Source organism: Microbacterium sp. RURRCA19A (assembly GCF_900156455.1).
Taxonomy (GTDB): Bacteria; Actinomycetota; Actinomycetes; order Actinomycetales; family Microbacteriaceae; genus Microbacterium.
Genome location: NZ_FTNQ01000002.1, coordinates 740,797 through 761,753, shown reverse-complemented (window position 1 = coordinate 761,753; position 20,957 = coordinate 740,797). Strand labels below are relative to the sequence as shown.

The window sequence follows — 20,957 nt, the reverse complement described above, 5'->3', positions numbered from 1 at the left end:
GAAATCAATGCTGCCAGTGAGCGAGACACTGTTCGAGTACCGAGGCAAACGGTATCCGTGGCATTCCGGAGGGGACGACTACCTGCGCCTGCAGACAGACCGGCCCCCCACCGCCGAAGACTTTCCCGACGCGACCGAGATGAACGCGGATCCCCATGATCCTTGGGTGAAACTCCCCCGTCGTGCAGTGACCGCACGCTTTTCGCAAGAGGTGAGCGGAACATGGCACGGCGTGCCCGTACACGTGGGGTCGCGCGTGAAGCGAGGTCTCGAACGCGGAATGGTCATGGTCTGGTATGCCGGCAAGGAACCGGATGCTGCTGTGTCCGCAGGATTGTCCGGCAACCAAAACGACGGGTGGTCTGCCCTGGTTTCACCGGATGAGATCGAGGATGTACACGTGGAGACGACACGACTTCCTATGGTGAGCGCATGAGAACTGTTCTGCAGAAGCTGCTGCATCCCGGCCTGTCCCAGCTCATCCGTGAACGCGGGTACTCGCAGGTCGGTGGCTCCGTCGTGCAAGCAGGTGACGCGAAGAACCTGCGAACGCCGGGCGCTCTCCGGGAGGCGTACGGGTGGCCGTCCGATGGTGCCGGACACGTCGATGTCGTGCGGTTCGAGGTCCCCCTGTGCGCAACGCTCAGTGTGCCGGCTCAGGTCGAGCGGCCGTGGCCGTCGTACCCGCTCGGGTTCCTCCGACCCGTCGGCGACGAGATCATACCGGTGTGGAACATGTCCACGACCCGCTATTCCCCGGGGGCCGAATTGTGGCGGATCTCAGACTCCGGAGAACAGGAAATCCTGGCTGTGTACCGGGGTGCCGCTCACGGGTGGACCGCACTCCAAGGGCAACCTCCGGTAAAGGAATGGCATCCTTCGAGTCGCTTCTTCGGCACGCGGGCCGTCTACGACGAGACCGAATACGCCGCGGACGTCCATGATGACCAGGTCGATCTCACGTCGTACGTCGAGCCGGCGTCTGCCGACTGGGCACAGGCGCGTCTCGGGGTCTGGACGAGAACAGTTCCGCTCGCGGCTTGCACGGTATACGAGCTCGACTTCACAGCCGCCCTCGGCGACGTTCCCCTCCGGGTGCTCGAGGAGCACAACGGGGTCGTCCGCGTGCAGCTCCTGACCGACGACCCCGAGATCGCCGGGCGACTGTCGGCGGTCATGGTCGACTACGGCGTCTTCGAGGTGTCGGGCATCCCGGGCGCCGATCTCTCCGACACGAAGCTCGTCGCGAATCAGCTCGTCGGCTGAGCCCGGATCGCGATCTCTCGCGGAGTTGAGTACGTGCGGAGCTACTAGGTGATGAAGGAGCCCCACATGACAGTGCCTCGCGCAGAGAACGAGCTCGAAGTCACCATGAGGTCGGTGCGGTCCGGGGAGCTGCCGTCGGAGCGGCTGGCACCGGTTCTGCTGGAATCCGAGTTGGTCGTTCTCGTCGACGGAACGCCCGGCCCGACGGCGATCGAGCCCCTCGTCGTTCATCGCGACGACGCGAGCTTCCTCGCCGTCTTCGCCGCGACCGACCAGGTGCCGGCGGAGTTCAGCGAGGGCCGCTGCGCGCTGCTCATGCCGGGCAGCCTCCTTGTCGGCGGAGCAGCGCCCGAGGTCGGTCTCGTCCTGAACACGGGGTCGGCGGGAGCGATGGAGATCCCGCCGTCGGCTCTGGCTGCCCTCCGCCAGGCGTCCGCGACACCGACCACGCGCTACTTCATCCGTGAACAGATGGTGGAAGGCCAGGTCGTCCCGGTCTCGGTGTTCCGCCGACGCTCGACGCCGGATGGACCGGTCGACGAACGCCTCCTGGACGTCGACTCGTGGACCGACGACCGGCACGGAACGGTCGACGAGGCCATCCGCTTCCCCCTGGATGCCGACATCGAGGAGATCTCTCCGGAGGCCGCGCAGGACGTCTTCGACATGGTCGCCCGCCGCACCTACGTCCCGCTGCAGCGCCGCTGAGGCCGACATGTCGATAGACGACGATCGCCCTGTCGGGTCACAAACATCGGGAGAGCTGCCAGCCGGCAAGGGGGAAATGATCGACGCAGATACCGCTCGCCAGATCGTTCGCGAAGCCCTTCGATGCGCGGAGAACCACGGCGGCGTGCGCTGTGTCCTCGCGGGAGAGACGCTCGACTACGGGAAGTGGTGGGTGCAGGGGTATCAGTCCGAGGCATTCGCCGTTCACGGCGATGTCTTCCAGGCGCTGGCCGGCAACGGCCCTTATGTGATCCCGAAGAACGGCGACGCCGTTTTCACGCTGTCGAGCGCAGAACCCGTCGATGCGCAGATGGCTCGCCTCGCCGCAGCCGATTAGCCCATGAGGCGTGCGCTGATGCGGGAGAGCGGTTCGTCGACGACATGGCTGTATCGGATCGCCTGGCGTTCAGCCGCGATTGCGGCACTCCGACCGTTCCACCGGACCGAGTACACGGACCCTTCGTCGCTGACGACGACACCGGGATCAGCTACGACAGGGAAACAGTCCTGGAGTCCCTGGCCGAGCCGCCAGAGCACCCCGAACCGCGTCAGGAGGAAACGATTCGCGTCCTCCTCCGTTTCGAGGACTGCCTCCGTCGTTCGAGAGCCGCGATTCTCGATGTCCACGTGCCACGTGGAATCGGCGGTTCGGCGAACCGCCAACGCGGTCTCCGGGTTCCACCACCCGCGGGTGGCGTCCCCGGGACGCAGCGGACTGGGGAATCCGGCCCGCTGCGCCCACATCTCGAGGATGCTGTCATCGTCCATCGATCCATCATCCCTGCAGCCGCGGAGCGTCCTCGCCGTGGTTCGACCCACAGGGCGGTCCGTATTGGAGAGAAGATGGAACATGGACGAAGGGCAGACCGTCGATTCGATGGAGCCATTGGCACGCAGCCTCGCCTTCGAGCTGCGTTCGCGAGGAGATGCAGCCGATGACGCCGCGGTAACCGAGATTCGGGACAGGCCGACGCCGTGGCTCACGTTCGAGTTCACGCTTTACGAATTCCTGCCGATTGCCTTCGTATACGACCGTGGACGAGCGGGCTTCAGCGTCGACTACGGGTCTCGCCGCGTTTCGCTCCTCAAACTCACGGACGAGCACTTCGACCACGGCCGCGTCCAGGTTGCGAAGGCGGTCGACGACCTTCTCGCCGCTGCTCGTCTGCGGATCCCGGACAAGTTCCTGGCTGCTCACGGCTGGTCTGCTCAACAGCCACCGACCGACCCTTCGGCGGAGGAGGATGCATGATGCCCGACAACCACCCGTCGCCGCCACCTCTCAGCGCACACGAGGCGGAAGAGATCGCGATCGGTTTCCTCGCCCGCTCGACCGAGCACGATGGCATCCCCCGGGTCATTCTCGGCCCGCCGGTCGAAGCGGGGCCGAACTGGGTCTTCTACTTCCAGGGCCGCGGCTACGTCGAGCACGGCGATCTCGACGAGATGCTCGTGGGGAACATGCCGATCGTCGTCCCCCGCGATCATGGCGCACCGTATGCGCTCAGCGCCTCGGAAGACATCGATGTTCAGATACGGCGGATGAAGCACGATGCAGATCGATGATTTCTACGACGTCCTGGAGAAAGAGCGTCTCCGCAGGTTCCTCCACGAAGGTGCACCCCTCGGCACTACTTCTTCGAAGGTCTGCGTGTTCCAGGACGGCCCGCGCTGGGTGACCTTGCACACCGACGAGAGGGCTGCGGTGATCACCACGACCCGCAGAACCTTCACTGCTCAACCAGAGGCTCTCGATGATGCAGTGAACGGCCTTCGATTCCTTCGGGACCTCGCGGAGTTTCGACGGTGACTCTTCCCCCGCCCCTCGACGATCTCCTCTCGGCGGCCGTCGTCGCGTATCTGGGTTGGAGCCGCGCACACATGCCCGAGGCAGACGAGGGTGCGGTGGTGAACCTCGCACAGCATGAGGATGCCGACGCCGCCGTTCTCCTCCGCGGGGTCCACGAGGCGATCGACGCCTCCGACCGGCTCGAAGTCACGGATCTCTCCGCGAGTCACGACGGCGGAGCGGCGCTCTACAAGCAACGTCTGCGGGCCGCCCGGCCCGACCTTTCGCCGGATGCCGTGGATGCCTTGGCATCCCGGTGGTTCTTCAATCTGAGGTGGCTCGGCGTCGAGTCGGGCATCGACGTGCCGCGCTACTTCGTCCGCTACGGCGGGGAAGGCGCAACGCCGACCCCGATCTCGCTCTTTCGACGCCGCACGGTCGACGGCCGGCCGGTCGATGAGGTCCTCAAGGACGTCGGCAATTGGCAGCCGGATTCGCGTCGCGGGATCGCGAACGCCCTCGCTTTCCCGCTCGAGTCCGATCTCGAACAGGTGACTGCCGATGAGGCTGCGGAATTCGAGGACATGGCGCGTGCGCGGCGGTACGTGCCGTTCCGATCACATCGCGGACCCGCGCCGACAGAGGGTAGGGAGCGGAGCGAGGAGGTCCCGTGACCGCTGAAGAGGCGCTCACCGCGATTCGGCCCGCTCGAGCAACAGCGTCGCCGCGCGGCACGAACAGGCCCGCTGTGAAACGACTGCGGTCCATAACGTCGACGACCCAACCCGACGCGGAGCGAGCACTGAGCGGGGCGTCAATGCGTCGCCATCAGCGCAACGATGTCGTCATGGGGTCGATCGGCGACGTACGTGAACACGCGGGCATCGTCTTCACATCGGAAGACCCCCCGTTCCCCGTTCACCTCAGCGAGATGACCGTCGGCGACGGGGCTGACCCGCGAGCCGGCCGCAGGACCCACCGGGAAGGGATCATGCAAACCATTGAACGATCGCCAGAGCTGACCGAATCGCACGAGGAGCACCGCGACGGCGGAGTCTCGCGACGACGTGACGCCGTCCACGACCCAATGCCCGCGGTTGGCGGAGATCACCTCGAAGCGGTCATCCTTTTCGCGTATTCCGAAAGCGACTTCGATGTCGCCCCAGACCATTTGAGCCTCTGGACGCCGTTGGGAGGCCAGGCCTGCACGCGCGGCGCATTGGTCGAGCAGCTCGGTATCGATCACCGTTCCATCATCGACGACCGCGTCGGGCGCGGCCCCCGTCGTGGAATGGTCATGATCCGATATGACGATGACGAGCCTGCGACCGCTCTCGCGGCGGGACTCAGGGGCAACCAGAACGACGGATGGTCAGCACTGGTGTCGCCGGACGAGGTCGAGAACGTGCGCGTGGAAACGACACAGCTCCCCCTGGTGCGGGAATGACTGAACCGTCGTCGACCCCGGAGGCCCCATGATCCCCGAAGAGACACTCGCGGCTATCCGCACCGAGGGCCTCCGCGACTACCGGTGGTTCGAGGACGCCACGAACGCGACCGACGTCGTGGCGATCCAGCGGACCGCGGACGGCTGGGTCGTCTTCGCGACGGATGAGCGCGCCACCCCGCAGGGCCGCCGCGAGTTCACGGAGGAAGGTCCGGCGCTCGAGAACTTCCTGTCGCGACTCCGCTCGATGAACAGCATCGCGGCGTGGCGCGAGAAGATCCGGCACGAGGAGGCGCCCCGCTACTTCGTCCAGGAACGCCGCGTAGACGGGCGACTCGTCCCGGCACGACTGTTCCGGAGACAGCAGACCGGGAGCGGGCCGGTCGACGAGATGCTCGTCGCCGTCGACACCTGGCATCCCGATTCGAGAGGGGTGCTCGACCGCGCGGTCCGATTTCCCCTGGATGCCGACATCGAGGAGATCTCCCCGGAAGCGGCCCAGGAGGTCTTCGCGATGGTCGCGCGACGCGAATACGTCCCGCTGACGCGCCGGTGAGCCGGTGAGCCGGTAATTCTGCCGCCCCGCGGGTTATCCACGCAAGGGACGGCCCTTCTCGGCGCCGCGGAAGCGTCCCGCATAGGGTGGAAGGTCGAGGGAGGGGGCCCGATGACGAGCACGCACGATCCGCTGCGCCTGGCCGACGTCGATCCGCTCGTGTTCGCCGAGCGGGCCCGTGGGGGCAAGATCGTCGCGACCGTGGCGCTCGATGTCGTCATGCCTGTCGCACTGCTGACGGCCGGAATCATCGTCGTGGTGGCCGGCCAACCCGCTCTCGGCTGGATCTTCGTTCTCGCGGCGGTGGCGCTGCTCGCCGTCGCGGTGTGGCTCCTCGGCCGCACGGGGCGCACACTCGGCGCCGCCACCGTGGACGCGCGGATCGTGCGCCGTACGACCGGCGCTGCCGCAGGGACCACAGCCCTGTGGGCACTGGCATCCGGCAAGCTCGCGATGTTCGACCTCCGGCGGGGCCGCGACCCGTTCGCCCCGGCGATCGCGGCGTTCCAGTTCCCCGAGGCCGTCCCCGCGGCGCCGGGCCGCGCCCGTCGCGGCGCGGTACCGACGCTGCTGCTCGATTCGGGTGAGCGGCTCACGCTCGACACCGCGCTGGTCCTCGGCCGCGACCCTTCGGCACCCGCCGACGCTCCGGCGGAGGTGTACCGCTGGGCCGACATGTCGCGCACGCTGTCCAAGTCGCACGTGCGCCTGGAGTGGGATGGACGCCAGATGTGGGTCACCGACCTCGGTTCGACCAACGGCACGTTCGTCCGCGGCGCGGGAGCGTCGACCCCTCTCCTCCCCCACCAGCGCACGCCCGTGCCCGCCGATGTCGTCCTCGAGATCGGTGACCGCACCCTGACCGTCCGGGATGCCGCATGAGCACCGTCGCCCACCCTCTCCTCGATGCGGCCGGGCCCGGGTGGGCCGGCACCGAGACGCGCGCGCCGATCGTCGCCCTGACGACGGCCATGAGCGACTTCCTGCACAAGACCGCGAGCCAGGGGCTGCGCCCGATCATCGTGTCGGGCGAGTTCTCGCGCATGACGCCACCGCTCGCGCAGGTGCTGTCCGCCGTCCAGGGGCACTGGGTCGTCCGCACGCGCACCGACGGGTTCTACGACGCCCGCAGCGGAGTCCGGCTCGCCGAACCGGCCGGCGTGCTGACCGCCGGTGCGCCGACCACCGACAACGTCCATCCGCTCTTCGTGCGCGCGCAGGTGGCATCCACTCTGCAGGTCGTGGCGACGGTGTCGACGCGGCATCGCGTCTCGCGGCCGGTCCGTCTCGGCGGCGTCGCCGAAGCGGCGGTCGCCCTGTTCAGCGGGGCCGAGCCGACGGCGTGGGGCGCGGTGGAGCCGCTGCTCGCCTCGTGGGACCGCGACGATCTGACCGAGCGGTCACGGCGGCGCATCCCCCTCGACAGTCACTGGGTCGCGGTCGGCAGCGGTGACCGCGCGGTGCTCTCGACCGTGCAGGTCGGCCGCACGAGCGAGGGTCTGGAAGAGACGACCCGTGTCTGGGCGGCGGTTCCGGGCGTAGGCCGCGAGACCGGCCAGACCGCGACGGCGGAGGCGCGCGAGCTGCTGGCCCGTGCCGCCACCGTCGGCCTCCCCCTCATCGGCATCTCCTTCGCCGCGATCGGCGCACCCGATCTCGCGCGTCGGGCGACGGCATCCCCGCAGCCCGAACCCCTCGCCCTGCTCATCGGGCCCGTCGGCATCCGCGCTCTGGGCATCGACGCGAAGCGCTGGATCGACGCGGTCGGCGGCACCACCGTCGGCAGCCCGCGCCTCCCCGGGGTTCTGCTTCCTCTCGGTTCGACGGACGGCGGCGGGTGGGGGCGGCTCAATGACGTCCTCTCGTCCCTCGACCCCGAACGCCTCGGCGAGCTGCTGAACCTCGCCCCGCACGTACGCGCGCAGCTGCGCGTATCGGAAGGAGTGCGCTGATGCCCGACCAGCGGGACACCGTCCTCATCGAGCAGGCGAAGATCCAGCGCATGCGCCTGGGTGCCGCCCTCGTCTACGGCCACATCGGCGAACGCCGCACCGTCAACGACCACATGAAGCGCCTGATGGGATCGATCGTGGTGGCCGCGATCGCGTGCGCCGCGTGCGTCGGCGTCTCGTTCGTCTCGCAGTTGCTGACCGAGCGCGCCCAGCAGGCGTCCTCGACCGTCCAGACCCCCACCGGAGCCGTGACCCCGTGAGCATCTACACCCGTCTGACCGTCGCGGGATCCGAACGCCGGGCCGAGGTCGTCGTCCCGAGCGGCGAGCCCGTGGGCGCGGCGATCCCGCGTCTGCTCGACCTGCTCGGCGAGACCGCCGGAACCGTCGCCCGGCCGCTCGCGGTCATCGCCCCCGACGGCGAGCAGATCGACATCGCCCTCACCCCGCAGCAGCTCGACCTGCCCGACGGCACTCTCGTGCGCCTGGTCCGTCTGGATGCCGCACCCCCGCCGCCCGTCGTGATCGACGTCACCGACGCCGCCGCCGACGCGCACGACGCCCGACCCGACCGTTGGGACGAGCGGTCGCGCACCGTCGCCGGGGCGGCGGGCATCGCCGGGGCGTTCGCGCTCGCGGGATGGCTGTCGCCCTGGTCGTCGCCGACGCTCTCGGCGTTCGCGCTCCTCACGACCGCCGTGGTCCTCGCGGTCATCGGCACGGGACTCGGCCTCGGCGGTCTCCGGCGCCTTTCGACCTGTGTGTCGGCCGCGGCCGCCGGTCTCGCGCTCCCGATCGGCAGCGCCACGATCGGCGCGCTGTCGTCGACCGGCCGCGCGGTCGACGCCGCGATCCTCACCGGTATCGCCGCAGCCCTGGCGACCGGAGCCACCGTCGCCCTGCTCGGCGTCGGGGTGGCGCACCGCCGCCGCGGTGCCGCGGCGGGTGGGGCGCTGGGTGCCGTGCTCGCGTCGATCCTCCTCGGACTCCTGCTGGCGGGGGTGGATGCCGTGTCGGCGTCGGCCGTCGCCGGCGTCGTCGCCGCATTCGCCACCGGCCCACTGCCCTGGATCGCGCTCTCCTCGGCGGGGCTGACCGACCTCGACCAGCGCGCGGCCGCGGGGTCGCCGCCCGCCCGGCCGCGCGCGTTCGCCGCGATCGACGAGGCGTACGCGGCGCTGACGTGGAGCGTGGGGGCCGTGGCATCCGTTCTGGGTGTGACCGGTGTCGTGCTCGCACTCTCGGGCACGATCTGGACCGAGCTGCTCGCCCTGGCGTTCTTCCTGATCGCGGCGCTGCGCACCCGCGCGTTCCCGCTGCGCTGGCAGGGCTGGTTGCTGTGGGCGGCCGCGGGCGCGATCGCCGCGGCCGGACTCGCGGTGCTGCTGGTCGGGGGACTGGGCTGGATCGGAGCGGGGGCCGCCGTCGTCGTGGCGATCCTCCTCGCGACGATGGTGCTCGTGCAGCCGCGTCCGCACGTGCGCGCTCGGCTGAGGGGTCTCGGCAACGTCCTCGAGACGCTGTCGGTGGTGGCGCTCATCCCGCTGCTCGTCGGAACCCTGGGCATCTACGCCGAGCTGCTCGGCATGTTCGGCGGTCGGTCGTGACCGTTCTCGATCTGCGGGCGCTATCGACCGCGGTGTTCGGCAGCGGCGCGAACGCGCGCTCCGAACTGACCTCGTGGGATGCCGCGATCCGCGGCGGTCTGTCCACGACCCGCCGTGTCGGCGTGGTGTCGCTGTCGCCGGGCGCGGGCACGAGCACGGTGGCGCACCAGGTGGCCCGCGCGGTCGCCGCGCGCCGCAGCGAGCCGGTGCTCGCGGTCGACGTCTCTCCCGGAACACCCGGTCTCGCCGCGCGGTTCGGGGCCGAGCCGGTGCCGCCGGACGACACCCGCGCATCGGCGCGAACCACGGCCGAGGCGCTGAGCGGCCTCGACCTGCGCGACGGCGTCGTCGCCCTGCGCCCGCGCGACGCCGAGGATGCCGTCGGTGCCTGGTTGAGCGAGGCAGCGCCCATCGCGCGCTTCTTCGACGTGTCGGTCACGGACTTCGGCGCACGGCATCCGGTGGTCGACCTCGCCGCGTGCGCGGCCCTGTGCGATGTCGTGTGTCTCGTCGCCGATGCGCGCCGCTCCCCCGCCGAGCACGCGAGGTCGGTGATCGACGCGATCTCGGGGCTGCCCGAGTCGCCGTCGGTCGTCCTGGTGCTGGTGGATCACGCGCGCGAGGGCGACGGCGTCGCCCGCGCCCTGGCGACCGGCGCCGACCATCCGGTGATCGCGGTGCCGTTCGATGCGGGCCTGGCCGCCGGCGGCAACGCGCGTCGATCGGTGACGCGGCTCGCGGTGGTCGAGCTGGCCGCGGCGCTCGTCGCCGCCGGGGGAAGCGCCGCCGCGGGGAGGATCGCATGACCGTCCGGATCGTCCACCGCCCCGCCCGTATCAGTGAGGCCGTCGAGCCCGCCGCCGACGTGGTCCTCGCTCCGCCGCCGCCGATAGGCGAGGGCGCCACAGGATTCCCGCTGCAGTCGCTGCTGCCGATCGTGGGCAGCCTGTCGTCGATCACGATGATCGTGCTGCTGCGCAACAACCCGATCATGGTCGTGGTGGGTGCCGTCATCCTGGTGGTCGCGCTCGTCGGCGGCCTGGGAATGGCGCTCACGCAGCGCGGCAACGCGGCCCGTCAGCGCCGCGTGCAGCGCGAGCGCTACCTCGACTATCTGGAGGAGACGCGCGAGAGCGTCCGTGAGACCGCCGACGCGCAGCGCTCCGCCGCGTTGGCGCTGCACCCCGCCCCGGGCACGCTGGTGGAGATCGCGGCCGACCCGGCCCGCCGGTGGGAACGTCGACCGGGGGATGCCGACTTCCTCCGCGTGCGCATCGGCACCGGCGACCTGCGCGCCGTCGAGGTCGCCCTGCCGCCCGAGCAGAACCCCGTGCAGCCGTTCGACCCGGTGATGCGCGAATCCGCCGAGCGCATGGTGCGCCTGGCCGGAATCGCGCAGGGCATGCCCGCGACCGTCGATCTCGAACGCGGCGGCCAGGTGTCGATCGTGGGCGCGCGGCCCGACACGCTCCGCGTCGCGCGGGCGCTGGCGGCGCAGATCGCGGCGTTCCACTCCCCCGACGACGTGCACATCGCCGCAGCCGTCGCCCCCGCGCAGCGCGACGACTGGCACGGCCTCGACCTGCTGCCGCATCTCGCCAGCGACACCCCGCCCGCGGGTGCGGTCACCGCGCGGCGTCTGGCGCCGAGCCTCCCCGAGCTGCTCTCGCTCCTGCGCGACGAGCTGCGCGACCGGGTCGCGACCGCCGCCGCCTCGCGCCGCGCGGGCCGGAAGACCAAGCCCGGGCGCCTGGTGATCTTCGTGGATGAGGCCGATCACGCCGCCTCGCCCGTCCCCCGCCTGGATGCCGCGCTGGACCTGACCGCGCTCGGCGTCACCGTCGTGCACCTGGTCGACGACCGCCTCAAGGAACCCACGACCGTCGCCGTCCGGGTGACGGTGGATGCCGGCATCGCAACGGTGGAGACGCCGGGCACGGGCGAGGCGGCGGTCGGTGGCATCCGGGTCGATCCCGTGACCCCCGCCGCGCTCGACATCGTCGCCCGTCCGCTCGCGGGGCTGCGCCTCACACGCACGTCCGCGCAGGACAGCGGCACCGCCCTCGCCCCCGACGTGACGCAGCTCCTCGGCGTCGCCGACGTGGATGCCATCGACACGAAGGCCGCGTGGCGCACCCGCAGCGCCGCGGAGTTCCTGCGCGTGCCGATCGGCGTCGACGACCAGGGCGGCCCGGTTCTGCTCGACCTGAAGGAGTCCGCGCAGCTCGGCATGGGCCCGCACGGCATCTGCATCGGTGCGACCGGTTCGGGCAAGAGCGAGCTGCTGCGGACGCTCATCCTGGGGCTCGCGCTCACGCACTCCCCCGACGACCTCAGCATGATCCTCGTCGACTACAAGGGCGGCGCGGCGTTCGCGCCGTTCTCCCGCCTCCCGCACGTCGCGGGCATCATCGACAACCTCGCCGACGACCCGCAGCTGACCGAGCGCGCCCGCGCGAGCATCCAGGGCGAAGTCGTGCGTCGGCAGCGTCTGTTGAAGGATGCCGGGAACGCGGCATCCATCGGGCACTACCGGCAGATGCGACGCGACCGTCCCGAGCTGCCGGCGCTCCCGCACCTGTTCCTGGTGATCGACGAGTTCGGCGAGCTGCTCACCGCCGAGCCCGATTTCGTGGAGCTGCTGCTGACGATCGGGCGCATCGGCCGCTCGATCGGCGTGCACCTGCTGCTGTCGAGCCAGCGCATCGAGGGCGGTCGCCTGCGCGGCCTCGACACGTACCTGTCGTACCGGATCGGCCTGCGCACGTTCTCGGAGTCGGAGTCGGCCGTGGTGCTCGACACCCCCGACGCGTTCCACCTGCCGGCGATCCCCGGCTTCGGGTACCTCAAAGTCGACACGTCCGTCTACACGCGGTTCCGCGCCGGATACGTGTCGGGCCCCGTGCCCGACCCGGTCGAGTCGGGGCCGCGGCACGACGACGCCCCGCCGGTGCTGCGGCTGCCCGCGTACGACCTGCCCGACGAGACGCCCGAGGCCGAGCAGCTCGACAGCGCCGAACCCGAGACCCCGACCACCGGCCGCACGCTCGTGCAGGCCGCGACCTCGCGCCTGGCGCGCGGCATCGCCCGCACGAGGCCGGTGTGGCTGCCGCCGCTCCCGCCCGTGCTGACGCTCGGCGGAGTGCTGCCGCAAGCCGACGGCGCCGGAACGCTCCGGGCCCCGATGGGCCTCGTCGACGACCCGTCGAAGCAGACCCAGTCGCCGTGGATGCTCGATCTCACACGCTCGGGCGGACACGTCTCGATCACCGGCGCACCGCAGTCGGGGCGCTCGATGTTCCTGCGGACGCTCGCCGCGTCGCTGTCGTTCACGCATTCGCCGCGCCAGGTGAGCATCTACGGCATGGACCTCACCGGCGGGGGCCTCGCGCGCATCGAGCCGTTCCCCCACGTCGGTGGTGTCGCGACCCGGGGGAGCCGCGAGCGGCTCACGCGTCTCCTCGAAGAGCTGACCGGGATGCTCGCGGTGCGCGAGCGCGTGTTCCGCGACGAGAACCTCGACTCCCTCGCCGACATGCGCCGTCAGCACGCCGACGGGCGCCTCCCCGACCTCCCCAGCGCCGACGTCGTGCTGCTCGTCGACGGACTCGGGGCGCTGCGGCAGGACTTCGAAGACCTCGAGACCCCGCTCGCGCAACTGCTCGAACGCGGTGGCAGCTTCGGCATCCACGTCGTCGTCGCCCTGTCGCGCTGGAACGAGCTGCGCATGAACCTGCAGGGCCTCATCGGCACGCGCTTGGAGCTGAAGCTCAACGATCCCGCCGACTCGCAGATCGCGCGGAAGCTCTCGCAGACGCTCCGCGCCGACGAGCCGGGGCGCGTGCTGACCGACGAGAAGCTGTTCGCGCAGATCGCGCTGCCGCTGCTCGAAGAGGTCGACGACGGCGACACCGGCGAGGCGCTCGAACAGCTCGCCCGCGAGAGCGCGGCCCGCTGGGGCGGTCAGGGCGCGGCGCCCATCCGGCTGCTGCCCGAGGTGCTGTCGCCGGGCGAGCTGCCCGACGCGATCGACGAACCGGATGCCGTGCCCCTGGGCCTGCGCCAGGACACGATGCAGCCGGTCGCGCTCGACCTCGTCACGCGCGACCCGCACCTGCTGGTGCTCGGCGACAGCCGCTGCGGCAAGACGACGCTGCTGCGCGGCATCGTGCAGGGCGCGATCGACCGGCACTCGGCGGAGGAGCTGGTCGTCGCCCTGATGGACGCGCGCGGCGAGCTGGCGTCGGAGGTGCCGGATGCCTACCTCGGCGGGCACGCATCGTCGGGCCGGCAGGCGCGGCTTCTGGCCGAATCCATCGCGGTCGAGCTCGAGAAGCGCGCGAACGATCGCGACGCGGGTCCGCGGATCCTCGTCGTCGCCGACGACTTCGACATCCTCGCCGCCGGCGGCACCGAGCCGCTCCGCCCGCTGCTGCCGTACCTCGCGTCGGCGCGCGACCTGCGACTGAACGTGGTGGTGAGCCGCCCCGTCGCGGGGGCGTCGCGGGCGATGTTCGACGTGGCGCTGCAGGGCATCCGCGACACCGGCGGCACCACGCTGATCATGTCGGGAGACCGCTCCGAAGGTGCACTGCTGCCGAAGCTGTACGCCGAGCCGATGATCGCCGGCCGCGGCCGACTGGCGCGCCGCGGCGAGCGTCCGACCCTCATGCAGGTGGCGAACTTCGTCGCCGGAGAGGGTGACGCAGAGGGTGCTTCGACGGGGGGCGCTCCGGCGGAGGCGGTGCCGGTCGTGGATGCCGCGGACGCTCCGGATGAGACGACGCGCGAGGTGGCTCCGGCTCCTGTGGCGGCGGCGCCGGAGCCCGCGGCCGCGCCGCAGCCCGCGCCCGCGCCGTCGGACGGCGACGTCGACGACGTGACGCGCGAGGTGGTCGCGGCACCGCCCCCCGCCGCGCCTTCGGGCGGCGAGGAACAGCCCCTGACCCGGCGGAGGAGAGACAACCGTGCCCCGTAGCAGCGTCGCGTTCACGCGCGAACCGATCGACATCGAGGCGCTGGCGGAGGCCGTCTCGTCGGTACTCACGCCCGAGGAGCTCGCCGCGACCGCGGTCGAGATCCGGCCCCTCGACGAGGGTGCCGCCGCCCAGGTGCTCGTGGCCGAGCGCGTCGTCCTCACCGCGCTCCGACCCCGGCTCACGCCTCCGGCCGCGGAACTCGCGCGCGTCTACGGCGCCGTCGAGGTGGCGCCCGATGCGCGGTGGTCGACGGAGTGCTTCGTGATGTGGGAGCCGGAGGGCGTGATCGGGGTGCGGTTGCTCGAGGCGGCCGCGGCCGCCCGCGGCGGGGTGGCCGCGCACCTCGGCTGAGGTTCACCAGCGGGTCGGGCGCGACCCCGGGCGGGATTTTGGCGCACGGGTCTCGGGAGAATCGGCGGTCTCCCGGTCACTCCAGCCACGACCACCCGAAGGGCATCACCATGACCACGACACCCGACCAGAACTCCGCTATTACCCCCCCCCCCCCCGCCCCGCGAATGATGTAAATCGGCGCACGATCCTCGCCGGCGCGGCGTGGACCATCCCCGCCATCGCCGTCGCCACCGTCACCCCCGCCGCCGCCGCCTCCACCGCGGCCGTGCTCACGTTCAACCAGGCCAGCTACTCGGGCGTCGCCTGTGGCACCATCACCGGGGCTTACGTCACCGCCACGGTCAACGGCAGCCCGGCCTCGGGCCAGACCATCACCACCACGCTCAGCAACGGCTACACCTTCGCCGACGGCACCACCTCGAACACGCAGGTGAGCGGGAGCGACGGGCGTGTGAACTTGCCGGCGATCAGCGTTCCGTCACAAGGGGGAAGCGGTTCCCTCGGCGCGGCAACTTCCGGCGCATCGCCTGCGTCGGCCTCGGTGACTTCACCCGGGGCCACGAGCAAGCTGGTTGGTGCGGCCTGGAACAACACCGCTTACCCGGCCCTGCCCGCCGGCGTGACCGCCTCGGCCGTCGGATACGGCGCCATCCCCGGCGCCAACCAGGCCTATTTCCTCGGCAGCGACACTTACCTGTACGTCAGCAACAACTACGGAGCCTGGACGAAGACCTCCCCCGCCGGGGTCAGCAGCTTCAGCGTCAGTACCACCGACTCCGGAGCCGTCTACATCACCGGCAACGGCACAGGAGTAGGCGCCGGCTGGAACAACGGCTACTTCCCCGCGCTCCCCGCCGGCGTCACAGCCACCGCCATCGGATACGGCACCACCAGCAACTCCAACGCGGGCTACGTCCTCGGAAGCGACACCTACCTGTACATGAGTATCCAAGGTGGCGCGTGGACAAAGTGCTCCCCCGCCGGGGTCACCAGCTTCAGCGTCAGCACCACCGACTCCGGAGCCGTCTACATCACCGGCAACGGCACAGGAGTAGGCGCCGGCTGGAACAACGGCTACTTCCCCGCGCTTCCCGCCGGCGTCACAGCCACCGCCATCGGATACGGCACCACCAGCAACTCCAACGCGGGCTACGTCCTCGGAAGCGACACCTACCTGTACATGAGTATCCAAGGTGGCGCGTGGACAAAGTGCTCCCCCGCCGGGGTCACCAGCTTCAGCGTCAGCACCACCGACTCCGGAGCCGTCTACATCACCGGCAACGGCACAGGAGTAGGCGCCGGCTGGAACAACGGCTACTTCCCCGCGCTTCCCGCCGGCGTCACAGCCACCGCCATCGGATACGGCACCACCAGCAACTCGAATCAGGCCTACATCCTCGGAAGCGACACCTACCTGTACGTCAGTAACCAAGGCGGCCCCTGGACAAAGACCTCCCCCGCCGGGGTCACCAGCTTCAGCGTCAGCACCACCGACTCCGGAGCCGTCTACAGGCTGCAATCGGCCTGCTAAACGATTAGCTTCCTTTCGAGCCCAAAGCCCCACACGATCATCGGCGCGCGAACGTGGCAACCGCGGCGCCCCGGATGCCCGGCATAGTCCCCAGCGGCACGGTCACCATCGGTACAGCGCGGTGACGGATCGCGAGGTTGCACGTATCGACGCACACGCCGTTGCGCCACGTGGTGTCGGCCGACGCGGGATTCACGACCGCGTCGGCCGATACCACGTCGCTGAGGGTCGGGAAGGCTACGGCGTCGATGCCTTCGGCATCCTTCCGACCTTGGCGTCACAGGCCCCGACTCCTCCGGGCTGGCGCCTGAGCAGGCGCGGTGAGGATTATGCCGTTGGGCAGCTCCGAGGCGCTACGCAAGCAGCTTGTCCAGGCGCGCCTTGAGAGAACTCTCCCGATACCGCGGCGGGCACGCATCCACGTAGCGACGGAGCACCGCAATTTCCTCGTCGCGCTGGCCGAGCTTGCGATGCACAATGGCCGCCTGCTCAGTGTAGAACGGGGCGGGCGAGGTGCCCTCCCGACGCGCGGCCCTCTCCGCGCCCTCGATAGCGGTATAGCAGAGCGCCAGCGCCTCATCGAGCCGGCCCTCTCGTTTGAGCTGCTTGATGGGCTCGACGGTCTGCAGGTAGTGCAGACCGTCGACGGTCCCGGCCGTGAAATCGGCGGCGCGCTCCCCGCCTCTCGCCAACGCTTCACGGATGAGCCGATCGCGCTGACGATGCTCGTCGCGACGCTTGGCTCCGGCGGAGAGGGGCGGCCGGTTCTGTTCCGACCATTTCCACTGGGGAGCATGCTCGCCGAGCCAGCACCAGGCCTCCGCACGCAGCCCCTTCTCGAGCAGCTGTGTGAAGATCTGCAGTCGCACCGGGCGCGACCCCTGCGCCGAAAGATCCACGGTCTGAGCGACGTATCCCGGAAGGTAGCCGATGCGCTCTGCTTCCACGAACACGGCTACCGCGTCGGGATCGAGCGGATTGTTCGGCTCACGCTGGATCGAGCCGTTCACCTCGATGTAGCCGGTGTCGTCGGGGTCCGCTCGCTGCGCGAACGCCGCGATCACTTCGCTTCCGATCGTGGTCGTCCCCGAGAGCTTGACGAGATCCGGGGTCGCACCGGACCGGAGGGCGATTGTCGCGGCCTCTCCGCGCTCAGCGGGTTGCGGTTTCGCGCCGAAGAGCCGCTGCAAGATGCCCATGACGGCAATCATGGCAGAGCCCTGGAGGGCCTCGAAGGTCACGGAACTGAGGAAACCCGCATCCATTTACTCATCCACAAGCGCCCGAGCGCTCGCAGGCTGAAGACCAGGATGAGCGTATGCACCTGTGCTACTTGGAAGACTCCGGGGACTCGAAGAACGGTGTCACGATCACTGCGCTGCTCATCGAGGACCGCGAATGGGCGGCTGTTCTGGAGGCGTGGCTCGGTGGGAGGCGAGCGATCCATCGGGATTTCGGCGTCGTGAAGCACAGCGAGATTCACGCGAACGAACTCTTCAAAGGTCGCGGTCGATACTGTGCGAGCGCGGAGGAGGATCGCGGCTTCGGAACAGCCAAGAGAGCGGCCGCGGCTCGGATCCTGCTCACCTGGATGGCGCGGGCGCAGTTCGCCATCGTCACGTTCGGAACGGCCGACGTGTCCAAGCCGCGAGCATATGCCCGGGCTATCGCGCGCTTGGAGGACTGGGCGACCGAGAACGACACCTACCTCCTCGTGTTCTACGACGGACAGCAGGGGCTTGCCCGGCCTGACGAAGAAGTGACGGCAGACCGGAGCAGAGAGCTGTGGGAAAGAGCCATCCGCGACGCCAAGCCCTACCGATCGGTGCACCGCGACCTTCCGATCGAGAATCGTCGCGTGATCGAAGACCCGGTGATGCAAGACAGCCGATACAGCCAGCTCGTCCAGGCTGCTGACCTGATCGCCTACGGGGCTTATCACCGACACAAGCAGGATCACCCGGAGATCTGGGGCAACCGTTCTCGAGTGACATCCGACGCGATCGTCGCGTACATGAAGCTGGCAAATCACTGGCCGACCGACTCTGACCATGGCATCATCTGGCTCGACTAACGCAAGAACCCCCAGCGGATGCCGGGGGTTCGCGGGGTGCAAGACCCCGTGGACGCCCACACAGGACGTATAGGGCCTTGCGCGGATAACTCTACCAGGCCGCGAGCTCGCCCGACCTGCGCCGTCTGACGTCGGGGACGACGTGACATGGGGCAGCTGATCACGCTCGGGGCGGTCATCCGCACCTTCAGCTCGCCGAACTCATCGCCGGATGCGTCACCGCGACCGTGGCCGGGCTCGGGGTTCGTGGCGAGCACGATCAGCGAAGAGGGTGATCGCGCGGGTGTCCCGGCATCGAGGAGTCGCTGCTGGGGCGTCGCAGGTGACGAGGAGCAGTTGCGATGCGGTCGCGTCGCCGCTGGGCAGCACCCCCGGCTCTGAGCGATCGCGAACACAAATGACGTGCAGCATTTGTTACCCGTTCGGGATACAAACGCCGCCCTGCCGATCCACGACAAAGCTCACCACGGCCTCACGCTCCAGTGGCATGCGCACAACGCCCGGCGGCGCACGGGACAATCGCGATCTCCCCCACCTCGAAGGACCTCACCATGCCCCGATCCCCCGAGGCCTCGGCATCCACCGAACTCGCCCCGAACCGCCGCACCGTTTTGACGGGAGCGGCGTGGGCACTCCCCGCGATCGCCGTCGCCACCGTGGCACCGACCGCAGCGGCATCCGGGACGACGGTGCTGACATTCGACCGCGCGACCTACAGCGGAACCGTCTGCGCCGACATCACGGGGGTGTCCGTCACCGTGACCGTCGACGGAACGGCCGTGTCGGGTGTCGGCGTGACCGTCGCGGCCTCCACCGGGTACCGCTTCGAGAACGGCGCGAGCACGTTCACCGGCCTGTCCGACGCGAGCGGACGTGTGGCCCTGCCGGCACTCCGCGTGCAGGTCGGGGGGACCGCGGGCACACTTGCCGCCACAACCTCTGGCGCCGCCACCGCGGCCACGCTCACCTCTCTGGCGAGCACCGCGACACAGACGCTGCATCGCCGCGTGTGGACGGAGACCGGAGCAGACGACCCGACCGGCAGCGTCGATCTCGCGGTGCCCACCGGCAGCCGCGCCGTGGGGACGCTCGTCACCCTCGACCCGACCGGCATCCTGCGGCGACGGACGACCACCATCGGGACCGGCGTCACCTCGGCGTTCGCCGAGATGGACAAGAACAACTACCTCACGGTCACCTTCGTCGACGCGACCGGCATGCACCGGCGCCTCTGGACCGACGCCGGCTCCGCCTACCCCAGCGCCAACGTGGATGCCACGGTCCCGGCGAACAGCATCGCCGTGGGCACCTTCGTGACCCTCGACCCGGGCGGCGTCCTCCGCCGCGTGGGCACCACCATCGCGACCGGGGTGACCTCGGCCTTCGCCGAGTTCGACCGGAACAACTACACCTCGGTCACGTGGGTCGACGCGACAGGGATGCACCGGCGCGTCTGGACCGACGGGGGAGCCCCCTACCCGGCGAGCAACATCGACGAGTCCGTTCCGACCGACAGCACCGCCGTCGGGACGCTGCTCACCCTCAGCGCGGACGGTGTGCTGCGGAAGGGCGCCGGCGGCGTCGCGACCGGCGTCACCTCGGTGTTCGCCGAACTCGACAGGAACAACGAGACCTCGGCCACCTTCGTCGACGCGACCGGGATGCACCGCCGCAGGTGGACCGCCGCCGGTGCGGCCACCTCCGTCGGAAGCGTGGATGCCGACGTCCCCACCGACAGCACCGCCGTGGGAAACCTCCTGACCCTCGGGGCGGACGGCATCCTCCGGAGAGGCACGGACACCGTCGCGACCGGCGTCACCTCTGCCTTCGCCGAAACCGACAAGAACAACGCCACGGTCGTGACCTGGGTCGACGGGGCGTGCTGAGCGCGGGAGCCCGGTTTGGCACGGGCGTCAGGACGCCTTCCGCTTCTCGATCTGGTAAACGCGCTGCGGACTGATGCCGAGAATCCGGCCGACGTCGGGAGCGCTGTACCTCTGCGCGCGCAGTCGCTCCACGACAGCACGTCGGCGCTCCGCAGCGCGCGCTTGCGCGAGTCGCGCCTCCGCTTCCTCACGACCGGCGGCAGCCCACTCGTCGAGGAGTTCCTGAGCGCCTTCCACGGTGATCGAAACGGCCACATCGGTGACGGGGACGTCGAGCCACATCGCCGCCACGCCCTGCGCTTCGTGCTCGACCTCGTTGAGGGACACCGCCTGACCCCCCGTCCCCAGCTCGGGGATCTCGAACACCCACCACCGACCATCGCGCTCCACGACGACGTCGAACGTGCGGATCATGATTGCTCCCGTCACTTCCACGAGTCAGGGAGTACGACCCCTGCCTTCTGCAATTGCCGAAGCACTCCGGCGGACACCTCGCGATGCCCCGCCGGCACCACAGCTCTCTTCGAACCATCGGGCAGCCCCCACAGCTCATGGCTGCCCTGCCCATCGCGCAGGCGGACCCACCCGATGCTGCTCAGATGCTGCAGCACGTCGCGTGTCTTCTGGGCTCTCACCAGAGTAGAAAAGACCGGCATTGCCTGGCAAGCAAGGGAGGACTAGAGAACCTCATCCGGTCCCGGCCTGCATTCACCCGCGGTGGAGGCCCCAAGCTCACCCGCGGAGACCGGGGCCTCGACCCCTCGGCTGAGCACGGCACAGGACAACTC

24 protein-coding genes are annotated in these 20,957 nt (G+C 69.9%); 20 read left to right on the top strand and 4 right to left on the bottom strand.

Annotated elements, in window-relative coordinates:
* The first annotated feature begins 16 nt into the window (after positions 1 to 16).
* The 4 genes from BW982_RS17800 (at position 17) to BW982_RS18260 (ending at position 2,332) form a co-directional block, all read left to right on the top strand.
* Positions 17 to 436: a hypothetical protein gene (locus BW982_RS17800; protein WP_139327421.1), complete on the top strand. Its 420-nt coding sequence runs from the start codon at positions 17 to 19 to the stop codon at positions 434 to 436.
* Complete coding sequence (locus tag BW982_RS11525; RefSeq protein WP_076493293.1) at positions 433 to 1,266, top strand: hypothetical protein; 834 nt, start codon at positions 433 to 435, stop codon at positions 1,264 to 1,266. The genes BW982_RS17800 and BW982_RS11525 overlap by 4 nt, the downstream gene beginning before the upstream one ends.
* A 66-nt stretch (positions 1,267 to 1,332) precedes the next feature.
* The gene (locus BW982_RS18265) at positions 1,333 to 1,974 is read left to right on the top strand and encodes an SseB family protein (RefSeq protein WP_076493291.1); all 642 of its coding nucleotides are present in this window, start codon (positions 1,333 to 1,335) and stop codon (positions 1,972 to 1,974) included.
* A gap of 76 nt (positions 1,975 to 2,050) precedes the next feature.
* Positions 2,051 to 2,332, top strand: coding sequence for a YrhB domain-containing protein (locus tag BW982_RS18260; RefSeq protein WP_076493289.1), 282 nt, complete (start codon positions 2,051 to 2,053; stop codon positions 2,330 to 2,332).
* On the opposite strand, the gene BW982_RS11510 is transcribed toward BW982_RS18260, so the two are convergent.
* Positions 2,329 to 2,847, bottom strand: coding sequence for a hypothetical protein (locus BW982_RS11510; protein WP_139327420.1), 519 nt, complete (start codon positions 2,845 to 2,847; stop codon positions 2,329 to 2,331). The two genes, BW982_RS18260 and BW982_RS11510, sit on opposite strands and share 4 nt — an antisense overlap.
* Between BW982_RS11510 and BW982_RS11505 the strand changes: the two genes are divergently transcribed.
* The 14 genes from BW982_RS11505 to BW982_RS11435 all read left to right on the top strand — a co-directional run bounded on the left by BW982_RS11505 (position 2,846) and on the right by BW982_RS11435 (position 16,209).
* Positions 2,846 to 3,247, top strand: coding sequence for a hypothetical protein (locus BW982_RS11505; protein WP_076493284.1), 402 nt, complete (start codon positions 2,846 to 2,848; stop codon positions 3,245 to 3,247). The genes BW982_RS11510 and BW982_RS11505 overlap by 2 nt on opposite strands.
* Positions 3,244 to 3,561, top strand: a complete 318-nt coding sequence (locus BW982_RS11500; RefSeq protein ID WP_083696655.1) for a YrhB domain-containing protein — start codon at positions 3,244 to 3,246, stop codon at positions 3,559 to 3,561. The genes BW982_RS11505 and BW982_RS11500 overlap by 4 nt, the downstream gene beginning before the upstream one ends.
* On the top strand, positions 3,548 to 3,805 hold the full coding sequence (locus tag BW982_RS11495) for a hypothetical protein (protein WP_076493279.1): 258 nt from the start codon (positions 3,548 to 3,550) through the stop codon (positions 3,803 to 3,805). The genes BW982_RS11500 and BW982_RS11495 overlap by 14 nt, the downstream gene beginning before the upstream one ends.
* A gap of 71 nt (positions 3,806 to 3,876) precedes the next feature.
* On the top strand, positions 3,877 to 4,458 hold the full coding sequence (locus BW982_RS11490) for a hypothetical protein (RefSeq protein ID WP_139327419.1): 582 nt from the start codon (positions 3,877 to 3,879) through the stop codon (positions 4,456 to 4,458).
* Entirely contained in the window at positions 4,455 to 5,231 is a 777-nt protein-coding gene (locus BW982_RS17795; protein WP_139327418.1) for a hypothetical protein, read from the top strand. Before BW982_RS11490 ends, BW982_RS17795 begins: the two co-directional genes overlap by 4 nt.
* A gap of 28 nt (positions 5,232 to 5,259) precedes the next feature.
* On the top strand, positions 5,260 to 5,787 hold the full coding sequence (locus BW982_RS11475; protein WP_076493272.1) for an Imm59 family immunity protein: 528 nt from the start codon (positions 5,260 to 5,262) through the stop codon (positions 5,785 to 5,787).
* 111 nt (positions 5,788 to 5,898) lie between these two features.
* Positions 5,899 to 6,669 carry an FHA domain-containing protein gene (locus tag BW982_RS11470; protein WP_076493270.1) on the top strand — a complete coding sequence of 257 codons (771 nt, stop codon included), beginning with the start codon at positions 5,899 to 5,901 and terminating at the stop codon, positions 6,667 to 6,669.
* Positions 6,666 to 7,739, top strand: coding sequence for a DUF6177 family protein (locus tag BW982_RS11465; RefSeq protein WP_076493268.1), 1,074 nt, complete (start codon positions 6,666 to 6,668; stop codon positions 7,737 to 7,739). Before BW982_RS11470 ends, BW982_RS11465 begins: the two co-directional genes overlap by 4 nt.
* On the top strand, positions 7,739 to 7,999 hold the full coding sequence (locus tag BW982_RS11460) for a hypothetical protein (RefSeq protein WP_076493267.1): 261 nt from the start codon (positions 7,739 to 7,741) through the stop codon (positions 7,997 to 7,999). The genes BW982_RS11465 and BW982_RS11460 overlap by 1 nt, the downstream gene beginning before the upstream one ends.
* On the top strand, positions 7,996 to 9,345 hold the full coding sequence (locus tag BW982_RS11455; RefSeq protein WP_076493265.1) for a ubiquitin family protein: 1,350 nt from the start codon (positions 7,996 to 7,998) through the stop codon (positions 9,343 to 9,345). Before BW982_RS11460 ends, BW982_RS11455 begins: the two co-directional genes overlap by 4 nt.
* Complete coding sequence (locus BW982_RS11450) at positions 9,342 to 10,151, top strand: P-loop NTPase family protein (protein WP_076493264.1); 810 nt, start codon at positions 9,342 to 9,344, stop codon at positions 10,149 to 10,151. Before BW982_RS11455 ends, BW982_RS11450 begins: the two co-directional genes overlap by 4 nt.
* On the top strand, positions 10,148 to 14,323 hold the full coding sequence (eccCa, locus tag BW982_RS11445; RefSeq protein ID WP_076493262.1) for a type VII secretion protein EccCa: 4,176 nt from the start codon (positions 10,148 to 10,150) through the stop codon (positions 14,321 to 14,323). The genes BW982_RS11450 and eccCa overlap by 4 nt, the downstream gene beginning before the upstream one ends.
* On the top strand, positions 14,313 to 14,675 hold the full coding sequence (locus BW982_RS11440; RefSeq protein WP_076493260.1) for a hypothetical protein: 363 nt from the start codon (positions 14,313 to 14,315) through the stop codon (positions 14,673 to 14,675). Before eccCa ends, BW982_RS11440 begins: the two co-directional genes overlap by 11 nt.
* 268 nt (positions 14,676 to 14,943) lie before the next feature.
* Entirely contained in the window at positions 14,944 to 16,209 is a 1,266-nt protein-coding gene (locus BW982_RS11435; RefSeq protein ID WP_076493259.1) for a hypothetical protein, read from the top strand.
* 353 nt (positions 16,210 to 16,562) lie between these two features.
* On the opposite strand, the gene BW982_RS11430 is transcribed toward BW982_RS11435, so the two are convergent.
* Entirely contained in the window at positions 16,563 to 17,474 is a 912-nt protein-coding gene (locus BW982_RS11430; protein WP_076493257.1) for an HIRAN domain-containing protein, read from the bottom strand.
* Positions 17,475 to 17,527: 53 nt separating this feature from the next.
* Between BW982_RS11430 and BW982_RS11425 the strand changes: the two genes are divergently transcribed.
* A complete protein-coding gene (locus tag BW982_RS11425; protein ID WP_076493256.1) occupies positions 17,528 to 18,283 on the top strand; it encodes a DUF3800 domain-containing protein in 756 nt (251 codons plus the stop codon).
* A 551-nt stretch (positions 18,284 to 18,834) separates the two neighbouring features.
* Complete coding sequence (locus tag BW982_RS11420; protein ID WP_076493254.1) at positions 18,835 to 20,169, top strand: hypothetical protein; 1,335 nt, start codon at positions 18,835 to 18,837, stop codon at positions 20,167 to 20,169.
* Positions 20,170 to 20,196: 27 nt separating this feature from the next.
* Here the strand turns inward: BW982_RS11420 and BW982_RS11415 are convergent, their stop codons facing one another.
* Both BW982_RS11415 and BW982_RS18665 read right to left on the bottom strand, forming a co-directional pair.
* Entirely contained in the window at positions 20,197 to 20,583 is a 387-nt protein-coding gene (locus BW982_RS11415) for an antitoxin HicB (RefSeq protein ID WP_217693681.1), read from the bottom strand.
* An 11-nt stretch (positions 20,584 to 20,594) separates the two neighbouring features.
* Positions 20,595 to 20,825 carry a type II toxin-antitoxin system HicA family toxin gene (locus tag BW982_RS18665; RefSeq protein WP_368483027.1) on the bottom strand — a complete coding sequence of 77 codons (231 nt, stop codon included), beginning with the start codon at positions 20,823 to 20,825 and terminating at the stop codon, positions 20,595 to 20,597.
* Between the last annotated feature and the right edge of the window lie 132 nt (positions 20,826 to 20,957).

Coding starts and splice junctions, on each gene's coding strand:
- BW982_RS11510 (WP_139327420.1), bottom strand. CDS start 2,847: ATGTTCCATCTTCTCTCCAATACGGACCGCCCTGTGGGTCGAACCACG.
- eccCa (WP_076493262.1), top strand. CDS start 10,148: ATGACCGTCCGGATCGTCCACCGCCCCGCCCGTATCAGTGAGGCCGTC.
- BW982_RS11425 (WP_076493256.1), top strand. CDS start 17,528: ATGCACCTGTGCTACTTGGAAGACTCCGGGGACTCGAAGAACGGTGTC.
- BW982_RS18265 (WP_076493291.1), top strand. CDS start 1,333: ATGACAGTGCCTCGCGCAGAGAACGAGCTCGAAGTCACCATGAGGTCG.
- BW982_RS11415 (WP_217693681.1), bottom strand. CDS start 20,583: ATGATCCGCACGTTCGACGTCGTCGTGGAGCGCGATGGTCGGTGGTGG.
- BW982_RS11465 (WP_076493268.1), top strand. CDS start 6,666: ATGAGCACCGTCGCCCACCCTCTCCTCGATGCGGCCGGGCCCGGGTGG.
- BW982_RS11430 (WP_076493257.1), bottom strand. CDS start 17,474: ATGGATGCGGGTTTCCTCAGTTCCGTGACCTTCGAGGCCCTCCAGGGC.
- BW982_RS11495 (WP_076493279.1), top strand. CDS start 3,548: ATGCAGATCGATGATTTCTACGACGTCCTGGAGAAAGAGCGTCTCCGC.
- BW982_RS11505 (WP_076493284.1), top strand. CDS start 2,846: ATGGACGAAGGGCAGACCGTCGATTCGATGGAGCCATTGGCACGCAGC.
- BW982_RS11420 (WP_076493254.1), top strand. CDS start 18,835: ATGCCCCGATCCCCCGAGGCCTCGGCATCCACCGAACTCGCCCCGAAC.
- BW982_RS11475 (WP_076493272.1), top strand. CDS start 5,260: ATGATCCCCGAAGAGACACTCGCGGCTATCCGCACCGAGGGCCTCCGC.
- BW982_RS11500 (WP_083696655.1), top strand. CDS start 3,244: ATGATGCCCGACAACCACCCGTCGCCGCCACCTCTCAGCGCACACGAG.
- BW982_RS11460 (WP_076493267.1), top strand. CDS start 7,739: ATGCCCGACCAGCGGGACACCGTCCTCATCGAGCAGGCGAAGATCCAG.
- BW982_RS11525 (WP_076493293.1), top strand. CDS start 433: ATGAGAACTGTTCTGCAGAAGCTGCTGCATCCCGGCCTGTCCCAGCTC.
- BW982_RS18260 (WP_076493289.1), top strand. CDS start 2,051: ATGATCGACGCAGATACCGCTCGCCAGATCGTTCGCGAAGCCCTTCGA.
- BW982_RS11470 (WP_076493270.1), top strand. CDS start 5,899: ATGACGAGCACGCACGATCCGCTGCGCCTGGCCGACGTCGATCCGCTC.
- BW982_RS18665 (WP_368483027.1), bottom strand. CDS start 20,825: ATGCCGGTCTTTTCTACTCTGGTGAGAGCCCAGAAGACACGCGACGTG.
- BW982_RS11490 (WP_139327419.1), top strand. CDS start 3,877: ATGCCCGAGGCAGACGAGGGTGCGGTGGTGAACCTCGCACAGCATGAG.